We start from the raw sequence: 18,116 nt of genomic DNA, 5'->3' as shown, positions 1-18,116 counted from the left end.
TTAAACAGAATTATGACTAACCTTGCTAACAGTCTTTTACCCGATCTGATTGAGATTCAGCATTCCAGTTTTCGCTGGTTTCTTGAAGAAGGATTAATTGAAGAACTCAATAGTTTTTCTCCGATTACCGACTATACTGGTAAGCTAGAACTTCATTTTCTGGGCAAAGACTATAAGCTTAAGGAGCCGAAGTACGCGGTCGATGAGGCAAAACGACGGGATGCCAGTTATTCCGTGCAGATGTACGTTCCGACCCGCCTAATTAATAAAGAAACGGGGGAAATTAAGGAACAGGAAGTTTTTATTGGCGATCTTCCCCTAATGACGGAACGGGGAACTTTTATTATTAATGGAGCCGAACGGGTTATCGTTAACCAAATTGTTCGTTCTCCTGGCGTTTATTACAAAAAAGAATTAGATAAAAATGGTCGTCGTACCTATTCCGCCTCTTTAATTCCGAACCGAGGAGCCTGGTTAAAATTTGAGACCGATAAAAATGGCTTAGTTTGGGTTCGCATTGACAAGACCCGTAAATTATCGGCCCAGGTGTTGCTCAAGGCGATCGGTTTAAGTGATAACGAAATCCTAGATTCCCTGCGTCACCCAGAGTTTTATCAAAAGACTCTGGACAAAGAAGGCAATCCCAGTGAAGAAGAGGCCTTGATCGAACTTTATAAAAAGTTGCGGCCAGGGGAGCCACCGACCGTTAATGGGGGACAGCAGTTACTAGATTCTCGTTTCTTTGACCCCAAACGCTATGATCTTGGTCGGGTTGGTCGGTATAAACTCAACAAAAAATTACGGCTCAATGAACCGGATGTGACCCGTGTACTCACTCCCAAAGATATTTTGGCGGCGATCGATTATCTGGTTAATCTAGAGTTCGATATTGGTACCACCGATGACATTGATCACTTAGGCAATCGTCGAGTTCGTTCCGTTGGGGAATTATTGCAAAACCAAATTCGCGTCGGCTTAAACCGTTTAGAACGTATCATTCGCGAACGGATGACCGTTACTGAGTCCGATATGCTGACTCCGGCCTCCTTAGTTAATCCCAAGCCGTTAGTAGCTGCCATTAAGGAATTTTTTGGGTCTTCCCAACTCTCCCAGTTTATGGATCAAACTAATCCCCTTGCAGAGTTAACCCACAAACGACGGATTTCTGCTCTAGGGCCAGGCGGTTTAACCAGGGAACGAGCCGGCTTTGCGGTACGGGATATTCACCCTTCCCATCATGGTCGTATTTGTCCGGTAGAAACGCCTGAAGGCCCTAATGCCGGTTTAATTGGTTCCCTGGCGACCTGTGCGCGGGTCAATTCCTATGGTTTTATTGAAACACCTTACTATAAAGTCCAAAATGGACGGGTCTTGCGAGATACGGCTCCCCTCTACTTAACGGCAGATGAGGAAGACGATATGCGGGTAGCTCCTGGGGATATCTCCACCGATCTCGATGGTAAAATTCTGGGGGAAAGTGTGCCCATTCGCTACCGTCAGGAGTTTTCCACCACCAGCCCAGAACAGGTAGATTATGTAGCTGTTTCCCCTGTTCAGATTGTTTCTGTTGCTACCTCCATGATTCCTTTCCTGGAACATGACGATGCTAACCGCGCCTTGATGGGCTCTAATATGCAGCGGCAGGCTGTTCCCCTTTTGCGTCCAGAACGTCCCTTAGTGGGAACCGGATTGGAGGCCCAGGCGGCTCGTGACTCTGGCATGGTCATTGTTTCGCGGACACACGGTGTTGTCACCTATGTGGATGCTAATAAGATCCGCGTTAAGGTGGCGGATCAGGAACGGCATATTGAGTACGAACTGCAAAAGTATCAACGGTCTAACCAGGACACCTGTTTAAATCAACGTCCCCTGGTTTATGTCGGCGAAGATGTAGTACCAGGTCAAATTTTAGCGGATGGTTCAGCCACAGAAGGGGGAGAATTAGCCCTCGGCCAAAATATTCTGGTGGCCTATATGCCCTGGGAAGGTTACAACTATGAGGATGCTATTCTCATTAGTCAACGTCTCGTTTATGACGATACCTATACCAGTATCCACGTTGAAAAATTTGAAATTGAAGCTCGTCAAACCAAATTAGGGCCTGAAGAAATTACCCGTGAAATTCCGAACGTAGGGGAAGATTCCCTGCGTAACTTGGATGAACATGGCATTATCCGCATTGGGGCCTGGGTAGAGTCAGGCGATATTCTGGTGGGGAAAGTCACACCAAAGGGGGAAGCCGATCAACCACCGGAAGAAAAACTGCTGCGAGCCATTTTCGGGGAAAAAGCACGGGATGTACGGGATAATTCCCTACGAGTTCCCAACGGTGAAAAGGGTCGGGTTGTGGATGTGCGAGTCTTTACCCGTGAGAAAGGGGATGAATTGCCGCCGGGAGCCAATATGGTCGTTCGGGTTTATGTGGCTCAAAAACGGAAGATCCAAGTGGGCGATAAAATGGCCGGTCGTCACGGTAATAAGGGGATTATTTCCCGTATTTTGCCCCTAGAGGATATGCCCTATCTTCCTGATGGTCGGGCGGTGGATATTGTCCTTAATCCCCTGGGAGTTCCCTCCCGAATGAATGTGGGTCAAGTCTTTGAATGTTTGCTGGGCTGGGCTGGGGAAAATCTGGGTCTGCGCTTTAAGGTGACTCCCTTTGATGAAATGTATGGGGCTGAGGCATCCCGTGAAACGGTACATGGTTTGCTCAATGATGCTTCCCAGAAACCCAATAAAAACTGGGTCTTCAATCCTGAGCATCCTGGTAAAATTCAGGTCTTTGATGGTCGCACGGGAGAGCCGTTTGATCGTCCTGTGACGGTGGGTCAAGCCTATATGTTGAAATTGGTTCACTTGGTTGATGATAAGATTCACGCTCGTTCGACGGGACCTTATTCCTTGGTAACGCAACAACCTTTGGGGGGTAAGGCTCAACAGGGGGGGCAGCGTTTTGGAGAAATGGAGGTTTGGGCTTTGGAAGCCTACGGTGCCGCCTATATCTTGCAGGAGTTGTTAACGGTGAAATCTGACGATATGCAGGGCCGCAATGAAGCTCTCAATGCGATCGTGAAAGGTAAACCGATTCCTCGTCCCGGAACCCCAGAATCCTTTAAGGTTTTGATGCGGGAATTGCAATCCCTCGGTTTAGATATTGCGGTTCATAAGGTCGAATTATCTGACGATGGTAGTAGTCGAGATGTGGAGGTAGATTTGATGATTGATTCTCAACGTCGTGCGCCTAGCCGTCCTACCTATGAGTCTCTCCATGTGGATGATCTGGAGGAAGAGGAAGTTTAATTTAATTGATAATTAATAATTGACAATTAACAGTTGATGATTTCTAATTCTAGTCTGTTAGTTATCCTATTTCTAATTCTTAATTATCTATTCTCCATTCTTAATTATTCATTCTCCATTCTTAATTATCCATTCTCAATTATCCATTCTCCATTCTCCATTCTTCCCTCGTTGCTATGACATTTTACAACTATACGATTGATAAAGGTCGCCTGAAAAAGCTGATTGCTGCGGCTTTTCGGACTCACGGTGCTGCTCGTTGTTCCCAGTTGGCGGATGAATTGAAGGCTCTGGGATTCCAGTTTGCGACTAAGGCGGGGGTTTCTATTAGTGTGGAGGATTTAACCATTCCGCCTAGTAAAAAAGACATGCTGGAAAGTGCGGAAAAGGAAATTCGGATCACAGAAACTCGCTATGCGCGGGGAGAAATTACGGAGGTTGAACGTTTCCAGAAGGTAATTGACACCTGGAATAGCACCTCAGAAGAACTGAAAGATGAGGTTGTTCGGAATTTCAGGGAAACGGATCCGCTTAATTCCGTCTATATGATGGCCTTCTCCGGGGCGCGGGGCAATATGAGCCAGGTACGTCAGTTGGTGGGGATGCGGGGCTTGATGGCGGATCCCCAGGGGGAAATTATCGATTTACCGATCAAAACCAATTTTCGGGAAGGGTTGACGGTAACGGAGTATATTATTTCTTCCTACGGTGCGCGCAAAGGTCTGGTAGATACGGCTTTACGAACGGCGGATTCGGGCTACTTAACCCGTCGTCTAGTCGATGTTTCCCAGGATATGATCGTGCGGGAATTTGACTGTGGTACGGAGCGGAGTTTGCGGGTGACAGCCATGATTGAGGCTGATCAAGTCAAAATCAAGTTGGCCGATCGCCTGATTGGACGTTTATTAGCCAAGGATGTGGTGGATAAAGACGGCGAAGTCATTGCCCAACGAAACCAGGAAATGGACGAAGAGTTGGCCGAGAAAATCAGTCGAGAACTTCAGAAAAAATATGATCTATCTCCAGAATTAAAATCCCAAACACCGGAAGTCTGGGTGCGATCGCCCCTGACCTGTGAAGCGGCCCGTTCTGTTTGTCAATGTTGCTATGGCTGGAGTTTAGCCCACGGGAAGATGGTGGACTTAGGCGAAGCGGTGGGAATCATTGCCGCCCAATCCATTGGCGAACCAGGGACTCAATTAACCATGCGAACTTTCCACACCGGGGGAGTTTTTACTGGGGAAGTGGCTCGTCAAGTCAAGGCTCCTGCCAAAGGAACGGTGAAATGGGGGCCAGGACTCAATACCCGTAAAGTCCGTACCCGTCATGGTGAAGAGGCCGAGCAGGTCGAAGTGGCCGGAGATTTAATCTGGAAGGGAGAAGGTAAAAAGCCTCAAACCCAAGCCATTTCCCTCACGCCTGGTTCTCTTGTCTTTGTCCAAAATGGGGATGCGGTCGAAGCTGATCAGCTATTAACGGAGGTTTCCCTTTCTAAGGCCCAACGTTCAACGGAGCGGGCAACCAAGGATGTATCCACCGATTTAGCGGGGGAAGTTTTCTTTGACAAGTTAGTGCCGGAAGAAAAAACCGATCGCCAGGGCAACACTACCCGTATCGCTCAACGGGGCGGACTGATCTGGGTACTCTCTGGTGAGGTTTATAACTTACCCCCTGGGGCGGAATCCGTTGTCCAAAATGGGGTAGAAGTTCAGGTTGGCAGTGTACTGGCAGAAACCAAACTAACCTCCGTCAGTGGCGGCGTGGTTCGTCATTTAGAAGGTAGTCGGGAAATTGATATTATTACGGCTTCGGTGCTGCTAGATCAGGCCCAGGTCAAGGTTGAAAGTGCCGGTGGTCGGGAGCAATACGTTATCTATACGGCTGATGGCCAACGCTTTTTACTGAAAACTGCTCCTGGAACGAAAGTCACTAATCATGCGATCGTGGCAGAACTGATCGATGATCGCTATCGCACCACAACGGGAGGGTTGATTCGTTATGGAGGCATTGAAGTTGCTAAAGGAACCCGCAAACAGGGCTACGAAGTGACCAAGGGAGGAACCTTACTTTGGATTCCTGAAGAAACCCACGAAATCAACAAAGATATTTCCCTGCTGATCGTTGAGAATGGTCAGTACTTAGAGGGAGGAACTGAAGTTGTTAAGGATATTTTCTGTCAATCCAGTGGAGTGGTAGAAGTCATCCAAAAGAACGATATTCTCCGCGAAATTATTATTAAACCAGGAGAATATCATCTAGACGTAGATCCCGATGCCATTAAAATTGAAGCCGGTCAGCTGATTCAACCAGGGACAGAAGTCTTACCTGGAGTAGTCGTGACCGAATTACGGCAGGCCGAATGGATCGAAAGTACGGAAGGTTTAGGGCTGTTGCTGCGCCCCGTCGAAGAATATACGGTGTTTGACGAACCGGCTGCTCCTTCCCAGGGATCTCAGAATTCTGATGGCGGACGACAAATTGAACTGCGTTCTGTTCAACGTTTATTCTTTAAGGATGGTGAACGGGTTAAATCGGTTGAAGGCTCCCATCTTCTCAGTACTCAATTGGTACTGGAAATGTCAGGCGACAATGTGGACAGTATTGCCCATTTATCGGCGGATATTGAACTGCAAGATGATGAGGATGAGGACTGTCAACGTCTGCAACTGGTGATTTTAGAATCCCTTGTCCTGCGTCGGGATACGGAAAATGATCCCCATAGTGGTACAACCCAAACCCGCCTACTGATTAAAGATGGCGATCAAATTCCGGCCGGGGCTGTTGTGGCTCGCACTGAGATCCAATGTAAGGAAGCGGGTTTGATTCGCGGTGTGAAAAGTGGCAGTGAATCGGTGCGTCGGGTACTGATTGTTCGGGATGCGGATATTCAAACCATTACGGTCAATGAACCTCCCCTCGTCAAAGAAGGTGCTTTGTTAGTGGCAGCTTCTCCCTTAACCAGTGGTGTCTCTATTTCTGAATCGGGGCAAGTGCTGAAAATTACGGAGAAAGGGGATAGCTATGAAATTAAATTGCGTTTAGCGCGTCCTTATCGAGTGTCTCCTGGTGCAGTTTTGCATATTGACCATGAAGATCTCGTACAACGGGGAGACAACTTAGTATTACTCGTGTTTGAACGGGCTAAAACTGGTGATATTATTCAAGGTTTACCTCGGATCGAAGAACTGCTTGAGGCTCGTAAACCCAAAGAAGCTTGTATTCTGGCCCGTAAACCAGGGGTTTGTCAGGTAGAGTACATGGAGGATGAAAGCGTTGATGTCAAGATCATTGAAGATGATGGTACGATCAGCGAATATCCCTTGCTACCAGGCCAAAATGCCATGGTCGCCGATGAACAAAGGGTGACAGTGGGAGATCCTCTGACCGATGGCCCGGCCAATCCTCATGAAATCCTTGATGTTTTCTTCAGTTACTACGTTGATATCAAAGGCGTATATGAAGGGGCGTTGATGGGATTACAGGCTGCCCAGAAGTTCTTGGTCAATCAAGTGCAGATGGTGTATCAGTCCCAAGGGATCGATATTTCCGATAAACATATTGAAGTCATTGTTCGTCAAATGACCTCTAAGGTTCGTATTGATGATGGTGGTGACACAATTATGTTACCTGGGGAGTTGATTGAATTGCGTCAGGTGGAACAGGTGAATGAGGCTATGGCCATTACGGGAGGTGCGCCAGCCCGTTATACCCCTGTACTGCTGGGAATCACAAAAGCCTCTTTGAATACGGATAGCTTTATTAGTGCAGCTTCCTTCCAGGAAACAACTCGTGTGCTAACTGAAGCGGCGATCGAAGGAAAATCCGATTGGTTGCGAGGTCTGAAGGAAAATGTGATTATTGGTCGCCTGATTCCGGCTGGGACGGGATTTAATAACCACGAAGAGCTTCTCAGTATGGCAGATAGCAGCGAAGATACCGGATATAATCGCTCCTCTAGTTACAATCTGCTGGAAACAGTGGAACAACCCATTGCTAGTCGTAAATCTCGTCTCAAGGTTGAAGACTTAGATGGCGATGATCACATGGTGCTAGATGATAACATCGCTCGTGTCTATACCGGCAACCGTTTTCGTCGCACTAATGACGATAATGATGATGAGGAACTGGAGGAAATCTACGAGGATGATTTTGGCGATGACGACGACGATTACGAAGATGATTAATTAATCATTGAGCTGTTCTAACCCATATTCCGTACTGGTTAAGAGAAAGTAAAAAATAAGCTCAGAAATAGCAACGGAATAGCTACAATCAAATCAACCAGTCACTCACCTTACAACCCACATTTCGTACTAAAGACAAGGACAAAGAAAATAAGAAAAACTCTCATGACAACAGATAATACTGACAAGTAGTAGCTCCCCAAAAGCCTCAAAGTCTCTCGCGCTCATGCGTTAGATTGATAATTTGGGGACAATCGTCCAGTACAACCCAATGAATCCCCTCAAACATTGAAAAATCCAACGCAATGTCGGACGCTGAGTCGGCTTTCCCAACTGATTCGGCACCGTCTCCTCTTGCTCTTCTAGGGCTCAGGGCAAACGCATATTATTTTTGAACGATAGGCTAGGTAAAGGTTTCAGCAATCATTATTGATTTTTTATGAAATGCTAAAAGGCTTGTCAAATAAAGAGTCTAGAATTTTGATGCGTTTGCCCTGAATTAACAGATTCTCGAATAGCACTGATTGAGTTAAACTTTTTCTCTTTTTTTGTATTGAAACTGATCTAGTGACAACTGCCTACAATAGAAGGGTTAACAGTTTGTAGTCTCTGGAGAGTTACAGTCAATGAAAGCCTTAGTAGTCGGCGCAACAGGGGAAACAGGACGGCGGATTGTGGAAACCTTAGTGGCTCGACAGATTGCTGTGCGGGCAATGGTACGAAATTTTGATCAGGCCAAAACGTTATTACCGCCCCAAGCAGAAATTGTCGTGGGAGATGTGCTGCAACCTCAAACCCTAAAGGCCGCGATCGCTGATTGTGATGTGGTCTTCTGTGCAACGGGAGCGAGACCCAGTTTAGATATCACTGGCCCCTATCAGGTGGATTACTTAGGAACTCGCAACTTAGTCGATGTAGCCAAGGCCAATAACATTCAAAAATTTATCTTGGTCTCTTCTCTTTGTGTTTCCCAATTCTTCCATCCTCTCAATCTCTTTTGGTTAATTCTTTTTTGGAAGCAACAGGCGGAAGCCTATCTACAAAAGAGCGGCTTAAATTATACGATTGTGCGGCCTGGGGGTCTAAAAAATGAAGATAATGCCAATGGGATTGTTATGGCTGGGGCCGATAGTTTATTTGAAGGGAGTATTCCCCGTCAGAAAGTAGCACAAGTTTGCGTCGAAGCTCTTTTCCAGTCCACTGCGGATCACAAAATTCTGGAAATTATTAGTAAACCGGATGTTTCTGCCCTGCCCTTAGAACAACTTTTTGCCCAGGTTTAAAACCGGCTGAGGGTCGTTCAGCCAACGGCCCTGTTATCCAGACTTGCTATTTACAGTTCCTACTATGCCCCTAATGCCGAGCAGTGTAATCGAAACCTATATTGAACGGGTTACGGAATTAAGTCAATCGACTAAACGCATTCCCACCCCTCATGAACTCGAAAAAATTGTCACGGAGCTAGGTATTGCGCCCGAAGAAATTGCCAAGGCAGAAAAGGAGTCGCAAGCCCATTTTACCCGCGCCCAGGGTTATTTGCGTTTGCAATATTGGGATGATGCCATTTTAGAGTTACAAGAAGCGATCGCCTTTAATCCCAGTTCGGCGGCCATGATGTTGGCTTCTGCCAGTGCCTATTTAGGACGCTGGAGACGATCCCATAAACGGGAAGATGCAACCCAATTCCATCGGCAAGTCCGTCAATGTTTAGCCATTCAACCAGACTCAGAAGAAGCTCTCAATTTATTACAAACATTTCAACGCGATCGCCAAAAACGTCAACAACGCTGGCTTTACCTCGGTATTTTCAGTGGTGCTGTCGTGCTAGGAGTGATGACTTACCTATTAACCCACAATCGTTTACCCTACGTCCTACAAAGTCGTACCGATCTAGACCAGATCAACCAAAAACTAGAGCGGGAAATCCAAACACTGCATCGGGAACAAGCCGCCTTACGACAAGAATTAATTAATCTTCGTACCAATCAAACAGAAGCATCCCAAATGGAGATCGCCAGACTGAACAACAAAGTCAACAATTTAGAAAAATCCCTACAAACACTACAACAAAAGCTGTCCTCGACCACTCTGCCTCTGTTACCTCCCTCTCGTGACGCTAATTGACCATTGCTATTTCCTAGGTTCTCTATACATATTTCTCAATCGTTATCGTATTTATCTCTTGACCAAGCTTGCTGAGATGCGGCTCCAGGCTGGTGGGACTAGACCGAGAAGCCTTGCTGTTCTTCCTTGGGTCGTAGTTAACTAATGTTACAGAAATGATACAGAAACAAGAATAAATTCTGTCATAAATATGAATTTTTGATAAGATATTTGGACAAATCAGTTTAAACTGGTAAAAAGTTTATTCCCATGCTTAGTACTAATACGATTTCTGGCCCCGCTCAAGATCAACGGTTAACTGAGGATCGCTCATGAATATGGAAACCCTAGAATTTGTGATTTACCCAGATGGCCGTGTCAAAGAGATGGTGACGGGAATCGTAGGAAACTCTTGTCAAGAAGTTACGGCGGCGATCGAAGCCCAACTGGGAAATGTTCTCTCCCAGGCCACAACGGCTGACTATTACGCCCAAACCAATGACCAAACTCTCAAGGTCAATCAGGCCAACGATTATCATAGTTGGTAATTTTTGCTACCAGCCTTTTGATTTTCCGATTCCAATGTTGTTTCTTTTTATCAAAATAACGCCATGTCACACTTTAGTAATATCAAGACTCAAATCCGTAACTTAGATTCTCTTAAAGGTGCTTTAACTAATCTAGGTATTGATTGGCAAGAGGGGCCAGAAATGGTCAGAGGTTATCAGGGCCAAACCCTACAGGCAGCGATCGTGGTCAAACAAGAGAATAACTATGATTTAGGTTTTCGTTGGAATGGTCAGGAGTATGAACTGGTGGCCGATCTACAATATTGGCAGCAGCCTCTTTCCGTAGAAGGTTTTCTGAAAAAAGTGACCCAGGGTTACGCACTACAAACCATTTTGTTGGAAACCAGTAAACAAGGTTTTCAGGTGGCGGAACAGCAAAATAACCAAGATGGTTCGATTCGCTTGGTGGTTCAACGTTGGAGTGCCTAATGGCTGACTTTTCCTCGCCCCCCGATCGCACCGGTTTTGAGCCAGAGTTGGGGGGAATACTACGTAATTTATCTGACCGCACTGGATTCGAGCCAGAGTTGGGGGGACTAGACCGACAAAAGGGGGTTTATGTGGATGAAATCACCTGCATCGGTTGTAAGCATTGTGCCCATGTTGCCCCAAATACTTTCTTTATTGAGGCCAATTATGGGCGATCGCGGGTCTTTAATCAGGATGGCGATACCGAGGCGATTGTGCAAGAGGCGATCGATACCTGTCCTGTTGACTGTATTTATTGGGCTGACTATACGACCTTAAGACAATTGGAAGAGAATCGTACAGAACAGGAAATTAAACCCCTGGGCTTCCCTCAAGTCCATCGCGATCCCAAAAATCTGAAGAAAACGCTCCCGTCTTAGGGCGTGTCATCAATCAGTAATTCTAAATTTGCCCTGTAGCAAGGGTTTCAGGTTTTAGTTCGCGTAATACCTACTGTGTACACACAAGTAGAGTCTGAGCTGGTTTCCATCCGAGCAGAATGGACTCAAACGATCGCCGATTTACGATGCAATTTATTAATGATTTTTGGATTAGCGATCGCCGCCATATTTCTCTACAGCAATAATCAATTAAACAAAATTTACCGTAGGGACATAATACCATTATGTCCTTGTCCTTGATGATGACACTTATCTGGATTTAACAGTGTTAAATCCCTACGGAAAATGGGTAATTTTAATGCGATCGCGGCTATCTTTTTCTACTAAACAAAATTAACCGTAGGGACATAATACCATTATGTCCTTTTTTTAACGCTTATGTCCTTTTTTTAACGCTTATGTCCTTTTTTTAACGCTTATGTCCTTTTTTTAACGCTTATGTCCTTTTTTTAACGCTGTTTTCTATTACGTTGATTGGAGGACTTAACAGTGTTAAGTCCCTACAAAATATGGGTAAAATTTAATGCGATCGCCGCCACATTTTTCTATATTCACTGTAGGGGCGCATGGCGTGCGCCCAATAAACAATCGCGGTTATCAATGTGATAAAAAATGGGTAATCAATGATCAACAAAATGCGGTTATAAATGGGAATAAAATCTCGTGCCTTGAGTGGAACTAATATTATATTTATGGTGATCAAATTGCCTTTTTGGGCGAACGCAATTCGCCCCTACTGACTTTTCTTTGATATTAACTTTATGAGTCGTCAGCCTAGGCATTTACAAGCAGGTTACTGCTACCATATCACTGTTCGTTGTAATAATCGAGAGTTTAAATTATTACGCCATGAATGTCGTGAAGTTTTTTTATATGCTCTTAATCAAGCTAAGAAAAAATTTGGTTTTAAGCTCTATGCACTTTGCATTATGAGCAATCATGTTCATTATTTGTTGGAGCCGAAAAGTCCTGAAGATTTATCCAAAATTATGCACTGGATTAACTGGTACACCGCCATGTGTTTCAATCGGATGTTAAATCGAACGGGACATTTTTGGGAGGCACGGTATTACAGTGGCGGGTTTCCGAATGGTGATTACAAGCGGGTTTTAAATACTTTACGATATATTCATGCTAACCCTAAAGCGGCGGGAATGCAAGCGGGTTTCTTTTATGATTTTTCTAATTATGGCATTCATGATCGCCTAACGGATGATGGTTTAACTCAGTGGCATCCTGCTTTTTTAAGTTTAGGTAAATCTTTGGATGAATGTGCCAAAAAATACCGCAAGTTTTGCAAGAAATACAAACCGAAACCGAAGTCAGAAAGGCGATTTTCTTGGGGTTGTCGTTTGTTGCCGAAAATTCTGAAGGTGAAAGACCGCAAAAAACATTCACCTGGACAAATACCGTTGCCCTGGGGCGAGACTGTGGCAACCAATCCAGAAATTCAAGCGGTGGCGGAAAAATTTGTGGCGGCCAATGCCTATGATCCCAAAATTGCGATGCGTTTTTTCAATGATTCTTGATGGGCGATCAGGTAACAAAACTGACCTGACCAGAGCAATAGTTCTTGTTTTGTTATCTCAATTCAATTTTTTAGACCGTTGGTGTCAGGTAATGAATTGAGGAAAACCCTATGATCTCGTGAAAAAATAGCCCAAAATTAAGGTTTTAAAATTCTTCAATCTGTGATAGGCTACAGGTTACAAGTCGCTGCGCGAGAAAAGAGACATGGTAATATATCTCGATTTTTTACTTTGGGATGCTGGTAGGTGTGCGTGTTTCTTACTACCCTTCCACAACATACCAATCCATCAAAGAAAAAGTTAGCTCATCATAGCCCAACCAGTTGCCGCTCCGTCGCCAACCCACTTGGTCAGCAAATTTTTTATAGACTTCATAATCAGACTCCCCGGCGACACCACCGCAAGCCATCCAGACTTTTTTCTGCACGGAAAAGCCAAATTTGCCCTTACTGTAATCTACCCAGAGCTTGTCAATCGCCCGTAAATCCTCACAGGGAAAGTTTTGAATATCTTCTTCGTTTAACCATTGATCAGTCTCCTTACCCACGATTTGCAACATTAGGCGGTCTGTTTCTTTGTCTGCCTCTTTCCATTGACTATTTTTCAAAAAAGTTTCCAATTGTTGATAAAGAGAATTTTGAACTGTTTTTTCAACCGCTTTTAACTCGGCCAATAACTCAGGTTCAAGATGATCATGGGGAATTTCTAGCAAACACTCCTTTGCTAAAGCCGTTGCATCCTCATTATTTAAAGCAACTAAACGACGACGAAAAATAGAAGGATTTCGCTGAGAAGCAGCATAAAGTTTCGCTGTATCTCTCCACCAATCAGTTTTTTCGGTAATTTTGTCAAAGAGTAAATCCTCCAGACCTTGATCAGTGATTTCCTTAGCCATTAGATAGGATTGAAAACTAAGATGGGCAAATTCATAAAACTGGTCTTTTTGAAACAGAATTTCACTGATTGTCACTACTTTTTCGATAAAAGCGGCACTATTAATACTATCGGGATAGCCCAAGGACTGAATGAATTCAATTACATGATTATCCAAACTTTTTTTGTCAATTTCTATTTGCTTAGTTTTGTCTTGATTTTCTCCCATAAATAGAGCTAAATTTTGGAGAACCTTTTGGCGATCTGGTTCGTGCAGAACCATATTTTGTTCCCGATATCTAGGACGTTGAATTAATTGTAACTCCAGAATTTCTTTATACAAATCCGCACGACGTTGGGGGAGTTTTACCTTTGGATTAGAACTGTGTAAATTCACAATCATGTGTAAATTCACAATCATATTGAGATTGAGCGGAATCTCTGCTAATTTTTTGAGGTCGGGATATTCTTCAATCTGCTTCAATAAATTATCTGTATAGTCTTTAATATTACTATCCACAAAATCTTGAGGATCGGGATAATTATTAATCTCATTGATACTATTTAAGCGGTAAGCATACCACTTATACACAAAATTGTGGATTTGATCGAGATTGAATTTTTCGATGTATAAAACAGCCCTGGGTTTTTCTTTCGCGGTATAACTTTGATCATACCAATGGGGACGAGACGTTAAAATAAAATAACTTTCAGAGTATTTGTACATTTGTTGGCCTAGCCAATCACTGACGGCATTTTGCCAATCTTTTTCAACCTCATCAAAGCCATCCCATAGAATTAATAATTGACCCTTTTCTAGGGCATTTTTTGCCCAATTATCTGGAAAGTTGTACTTTTCGAGCAGACTATTTTCCTTGATATAGGTTTGTAAAAGTTCCGCTAAATCAGTAATAGGAGCTTGGGCTTTTTCAGGGTCAGAAGCTAAATTTTGAGGAATTAAACGATGATCCCATTCGCGCAACCGAATAAAGACAGGCAACAGTTTGGGTAATCCTTGCCGTAGTTGTTGATCGCAATAACTATAGGTGATGTAACGTAAAAGAAATGTTTTGCCTTTGCCACCATTTGCTTTAATTAAAATGCGTCGGTAAGTGTGATCGCGTTTAGCGAGTCTTAATAAATGCCAAATTTGTAAATTTTGATGCTCCTGGAGTTGATTGTAGGGGCTTGGTCTCCAAGTCCTCTGTTTAATGAATTTAGGAAACGGAATAAATTTAGCAACCGAAATAATAAGTTTGGCAATCGAAGGAGTGGATTTGGGAACCAAACCCCTACGGTGCAAATTTTCTTGGTGGACTGAGACTAATTGTAAAGGAACAAAAATATCTTTGAGTTGTGGTGTGAAGCGATCATGGCCAAAACTTTCCATTATGTCATATCGACAATTTGCAGCTTGAACTAAGAGAAATTTCTGATTTTTGCGGGCATATCGCCACTGAATTTCTCGCAATTCCCGTTTGAATCGTGCAATTAGGCCATCAATAAATGAGCTACCCCATTGATCGCTATAATGGCGTAAACGCCTGCCTGCACTGTTGTAAAAAGGCAAAAGAAAATAAACCAGAAAAAAGACGATTCCAAAATAAAGCAAAGAGGTGACTAGCTTTTGTTGCAGCCAAAAACTGATACCGCCTGCGGCGGATGCTCCAATAAAGGGAATGGACTTGATTAATTCCAGAACATTGGCCCCTAATGGTTTAACCAATGGAGCCACCTGGTTAACTTGATCATGAAGTTGGGCTAAATCTGACGATTTTTTCTCCTCAGACTTAGATTCTTCCTGTTTCTCTACCTCTTCTGTCATAAATCACCCCCATAAATCCAAACCGGAACCCGTTTATAAGCCGGAGTCCCACAGTGCGGATCAACATTCGCCTTAAATAACACATTAGCTTCAGGATAAAACATAAAACCAACCCCTTCCCGAATATCCCCGAAAATAAGCTCAATATTCTCCAATTGACCCGCCTCACCTCGCACCGTCACCCGTTGATGCTCTTGAAAACCGGCTTTTTTAGCATCACCACGATTGATCAATAAACAATGACGATGGGGCATCCCCCGATACTTATCTGCTGGCTGATAGACTACCGTATTATGCTGCCCATAACTGCGACCCGTTCCCAAAATCAAAGCCATACCACCACTATTTTCAGGGAGATCAAAATCCTGTTTTTGCGGTGTCAATAAAGAGGGAAGCGGTGTCACCTGCATTTGGGCCTTGCCATTGGGCGTAGCAAAATTAGGTTCGGTAAACACTCTGCCTGCAATCGTAAATTCCTGACGAGAATGATCAATTTCACCAATTTTTTCATAGCCTGGAATCGTTTGACTAATTAACTGACGGACATATTGAGTATCCTGCAACTTTCGCCAATTGATCGGCTCCTCTCCCAGTAAACGACAGGCTATTTCCGTTAACAATTCCACCTCTGAAATGAGATCGGCATCAGGAGCTTGAAGATGACTTTTTCCTGATTCATTAAAGCGCACAAAATTATTGCCCGATTCCGTTGTGGTGGGGTGAGGATTTTCAAAACGAGTAAAAACTGGCAAAATCAAAGTATGCTGTTTTGCTAACCCGTGAAAATGGCCTAAATTGGGCTTAGTCGCCACATAAAAAATAGTATCTATTTGACTCAGAGCCTGTTTTGCTTGATTGAGATCGGGGTTGGCAGCATAGAGATTGCCTCCCAAACAAAAGAGCGTCTCAATTTTTCCCTGTTCTGCGGCATTAATCAGAGCGCGGGTGTCATAGCCACCTGTTATATTTAACGGTTTTCCTAATAGTTTGCTCAGAGCTTCTCGGATTTCTTGACGCAAACGAATGGTGACACCCATCGAACCAAACCCCTGGACATTGGAATGACCTCGAATCGGCATGGTTCCGGCTCCTAACTTGCCAGCATTTCCCGTTAAGAGGGCGGTGTTGGCAATACTCAGAATGTTATCGACACCATTGGCCTGTTGAGTTACTCCCATGGCCCAGGCAAAAACAACCCGTTCAGCAGTGCCTAAAAGATAAGCTGTGGCTTCAATTTCTTCCTGGGATAAACCACAGGTGGCGGTAATTTCTGACCAATCTTTTCCTTGGGCATAGTCTAAGATTGCTTGCCAGTTATCGGTATGGGCAGATAAATAATCTAATTTAATTAAATTCTGTTCGATTAAAGATTTTTGTAAGCCCACAAAGAGGGCCACATCACTGCCAGGGATGGGTTGTAAATACAGGGTAGAAATGTCAGAGCCGCCCCTTAATAGGGATTTAATGGGAAAGGCTGGTGAAGCAAATTTAACGAGACCAATTTCAATTTGGGGATTAATCACAATGACCTTACCACCGCGATCGCGTAATTTAATTAATTCATTCATCAAACGGGGATGATTGGCCGGAGCATTGGAACCAATCAAGACCACACAATCCGATTGTTGCAAACTTTCCAAACTAACCATCGAGGTTCCAGAACCAAACACCTGCTTGAGTCCTACGGTGGAAGCGGCATGACAAAGATCGGAACAGTCGGCCAAATTATTGCTGCCCAAGGCCCGCATCATTAGTTGCAAAAGGTAGGCCGCTTCATTGGAAGATCGACCAGAACTATAGGAGGCAATGCTTGTCGGTTCTCGACCAAAGGCCGTGGCTGCAATTTGATAGACTTCTTGCCAGCTAATGCGTTCGTAGTGGGAACTGCCGGCTCGATAAATCAGAGGATAACTCAGACGACCCAGGCGATCGCATTCTAAGGAGGTTAAGGATTGTAATTGTTCGATGCAATACTGTTGAAAAAAGTCGGGTTTAATGGCAGGCATTAACTCGGAAGTAATGGCTTCCACACTTTTCATACAACGTTGTAGGGTTTCTCCTGCTTCATTCACAAACCCCCCGTTTTGCCCTCCCGTTCCCCAGGCACAGGCGAGACAAGCACTTTTATGATTGAGGGTTTGCCACAGTTGCACCCCTTGAGGGGAAAGGGTTTTCTCCGCCCAATATTTTAGTACGGGCAGTCCGCCACCCGCCGCCGGTACTGGGTTATGGTTCGCTGCATCTACCATGAGCTTAGACTCCTCAGAAGGTTTTCTAACTATATGCCTAGCAACTTTTGACAAAATTTGGGGCGATGCAAGGGAGTCAAGCCATAAGCTTGTAACGCTAGTTGATGTTTTTTAGTTCCATAGCCTTTGTTAGCAGCAAGATCATATTGGGGATAGGTTTTGGCTAAACGGATCATTAAATCATCTCGCCAAACTTTTGCTAAGATACTCGCTGCCGCGATCGCCGGTGATTGCTGATCGCCTCTAATGATGGCTTTTTGCGGAAAGGGGAGATCGGGAATGGTATCGCGGCCATCAATTAAACAGAGTGTTGGAGCCTGGGGCAATTTGAGCAAACATCTTTGCATTGCTAATAAAGAAGCCCGACGGATATTGAGTGATTCAATTTCTAGCACATCAGCATAACTAATATGCCAAGCTATAACCCCTGTTTTAATGAGCGGGACTAACTGCTGACGACGGGCCGCAGATAACTGTTTACTATCCTTGACCCCCAAAGCCATTAATTTTGGTAAATCGGCGATCGCAACACACACTGCTGCTGCCACAACAGGGCCGAAGATCGAGCCTCGACCCACTTCATCTACACCGGCCAGTAAAGTTGCCACGGTCACG

At 44.4% G+C, this 18,116-nt stretch carries 11 protein-coding genes; 8 read left to right on the top strand and 3 right to left on the bottom strand.

Annotated features, from left to right (window positions below; translation table 11 throughout):
• Nucleotides 1-12 precede the first annotated feature (12 nt).
• The 8 genes from rpoB (at nt 13) to KA717_21030 (ending at nt 12,554) form a co-directional block, all read left to right on the top strand.
• Entirely contained in the window at nt 13-3,300 is a 3,288-nt protein-coding gene (rpoB, locus tag KA717_21065; GenBank protein UXE58544.1) for a DNA-directed RNA polymerase subunit beta, read from the top strand.
• A gap of 176 nt (nt 3,301-3,476) precedes the next feature.
• Entirely contained in the window at nt 3,477-7,484 is a 4,008-nt protein-coding gene (locus tag KA717_21060; GenBank protein ID UXE58543.1) for a DNA-directed RNA polymerase subunit beta', read from the top strand.
• 626 nt (nt 7,485-8,110) lie between these two features.
• Nucleotides 8,111-8,767: an SDR family oxidoreductase gene (locus KA717_21055; GenBank protein UXE58542.1), complete on the top strand. Its 657-nt coding sequence runs from the start codon at nt 8,111-8,113 to the stop codon at nt 8,765-8,767.
• A 64-nt stretch (nt 8,768-8,831) separates the two neighbouring features.
• Nucleotides 8,832-9,608, top strand: a complete 777-nt coding sequence (locus KA717_21050) for a hypothetical protein (protein UXE58541.1) — start codon at nt 8,832-8,834, stop codon at nt 9,606-9,608.
• A 311-nt stretch (nt 9,609-9,919) separates the two neighbouring features.
• Complete coding sequence (locus KA717_21045; protein ID UXE58540.1) at nt 9,920-10,135, top strand: DUF2997 domain-containing protein; 216 nt, start codon at nt 9,920-9,922, stop codon at nt 10,133-10,135.
• Nucleotides 10,136-10,198: 63 nt separating this feature from the next.
• Entirely contained in the window at nt 10,199-10,585 is a 387-nt protein-coding gene (locus tag KA717_21040) for a DUF1257 domain-containing protein (GenBank protein UXE58539.1), read from the top strand.
• Nucleotides 10,585-11,004: a ferredoxin gene (locus KA717_21035; protein UXE58538.1), complete on the top strand. Its 420-nt coding sequence runs from the start codon at nt 10,585-10,587 to the stop codon at nt 11,002-11,004. Before KA717_21040 ends, KA717_21035 begins: the two co-directional genes overlap by 1 nt.
• 782 nt (nt 11,005-11,786) lie before the next feature.
• Nucleotides 11,787-12,554, top strand: a complete 768-nt coding sequence (locus KA717_21030) for a transposase (protein UXE58537.1) — start codon at nt 11,787-11,789, stop codon at nt 12,552-12,554.
• Between the two features lie 262 nt (nt 12,555-12,816).
• Here the strand turns inward: KA717_21030 and KA717_21025 are convergent, their stop codons facing one another.
• The 3 genes from KA717_21025 to KA717_21015 are packed head-to-tail and all read right to left on the bottom strand — an operon-like array spanning nt 12,817 to nt 18,097.
• A complete protein-coding gene (locus KA717_21025) occupies nt 12,817-15,252 on the bottom strand; it encodes a GUN4 domain-containing protein (GenBank protein UXE58536.1) in 2,436 nt (811 codons plus the stop codon).
• Nucleotides 15,249-17,501, bottom strand: a complete 2,253-nt coding sequence (locus KA717_21020; GenBank protein ID UXE58535.1) for an FdhF/YdeP family oxidoreductase — start codon at nt 17,499-17,501, stop codon at nt 15,249-15,251. The genes KA717_21025 and KA717_21020 overlap by 4 nt, the downstream gene beginning before the upstream one ends.
• A 29-nt stretch (nt 17,502-17,530) precedes the next feature.
• Nucleotides 17,531-18,097, bottom strand: coding sequence for a ribonuclease HII (locus KA717_21015; protein UXE64742.1), 567 nt, complete (start codon nt 18,095-18,097; stop codon nt 17,531-17,533).
• Nucleotides 18,098-18,116 lie beyond the last annotated feature (19 nt).

Origin of the sequence: Woronichinia naegeliana WA131 (assembly GCA_025370055.1) — a bacterium.
GTDB classification, from domain to species: domain Bacteria; phylum Cyanobacteriota; class Cyanobacteriia; order Cyanobacteriales; family Microcystaceae; genus Woronichinia; species Woronichinia naegeliana.
This window is presented reverse-complemented; position numbering and strand designations above follow the sequence as displayed.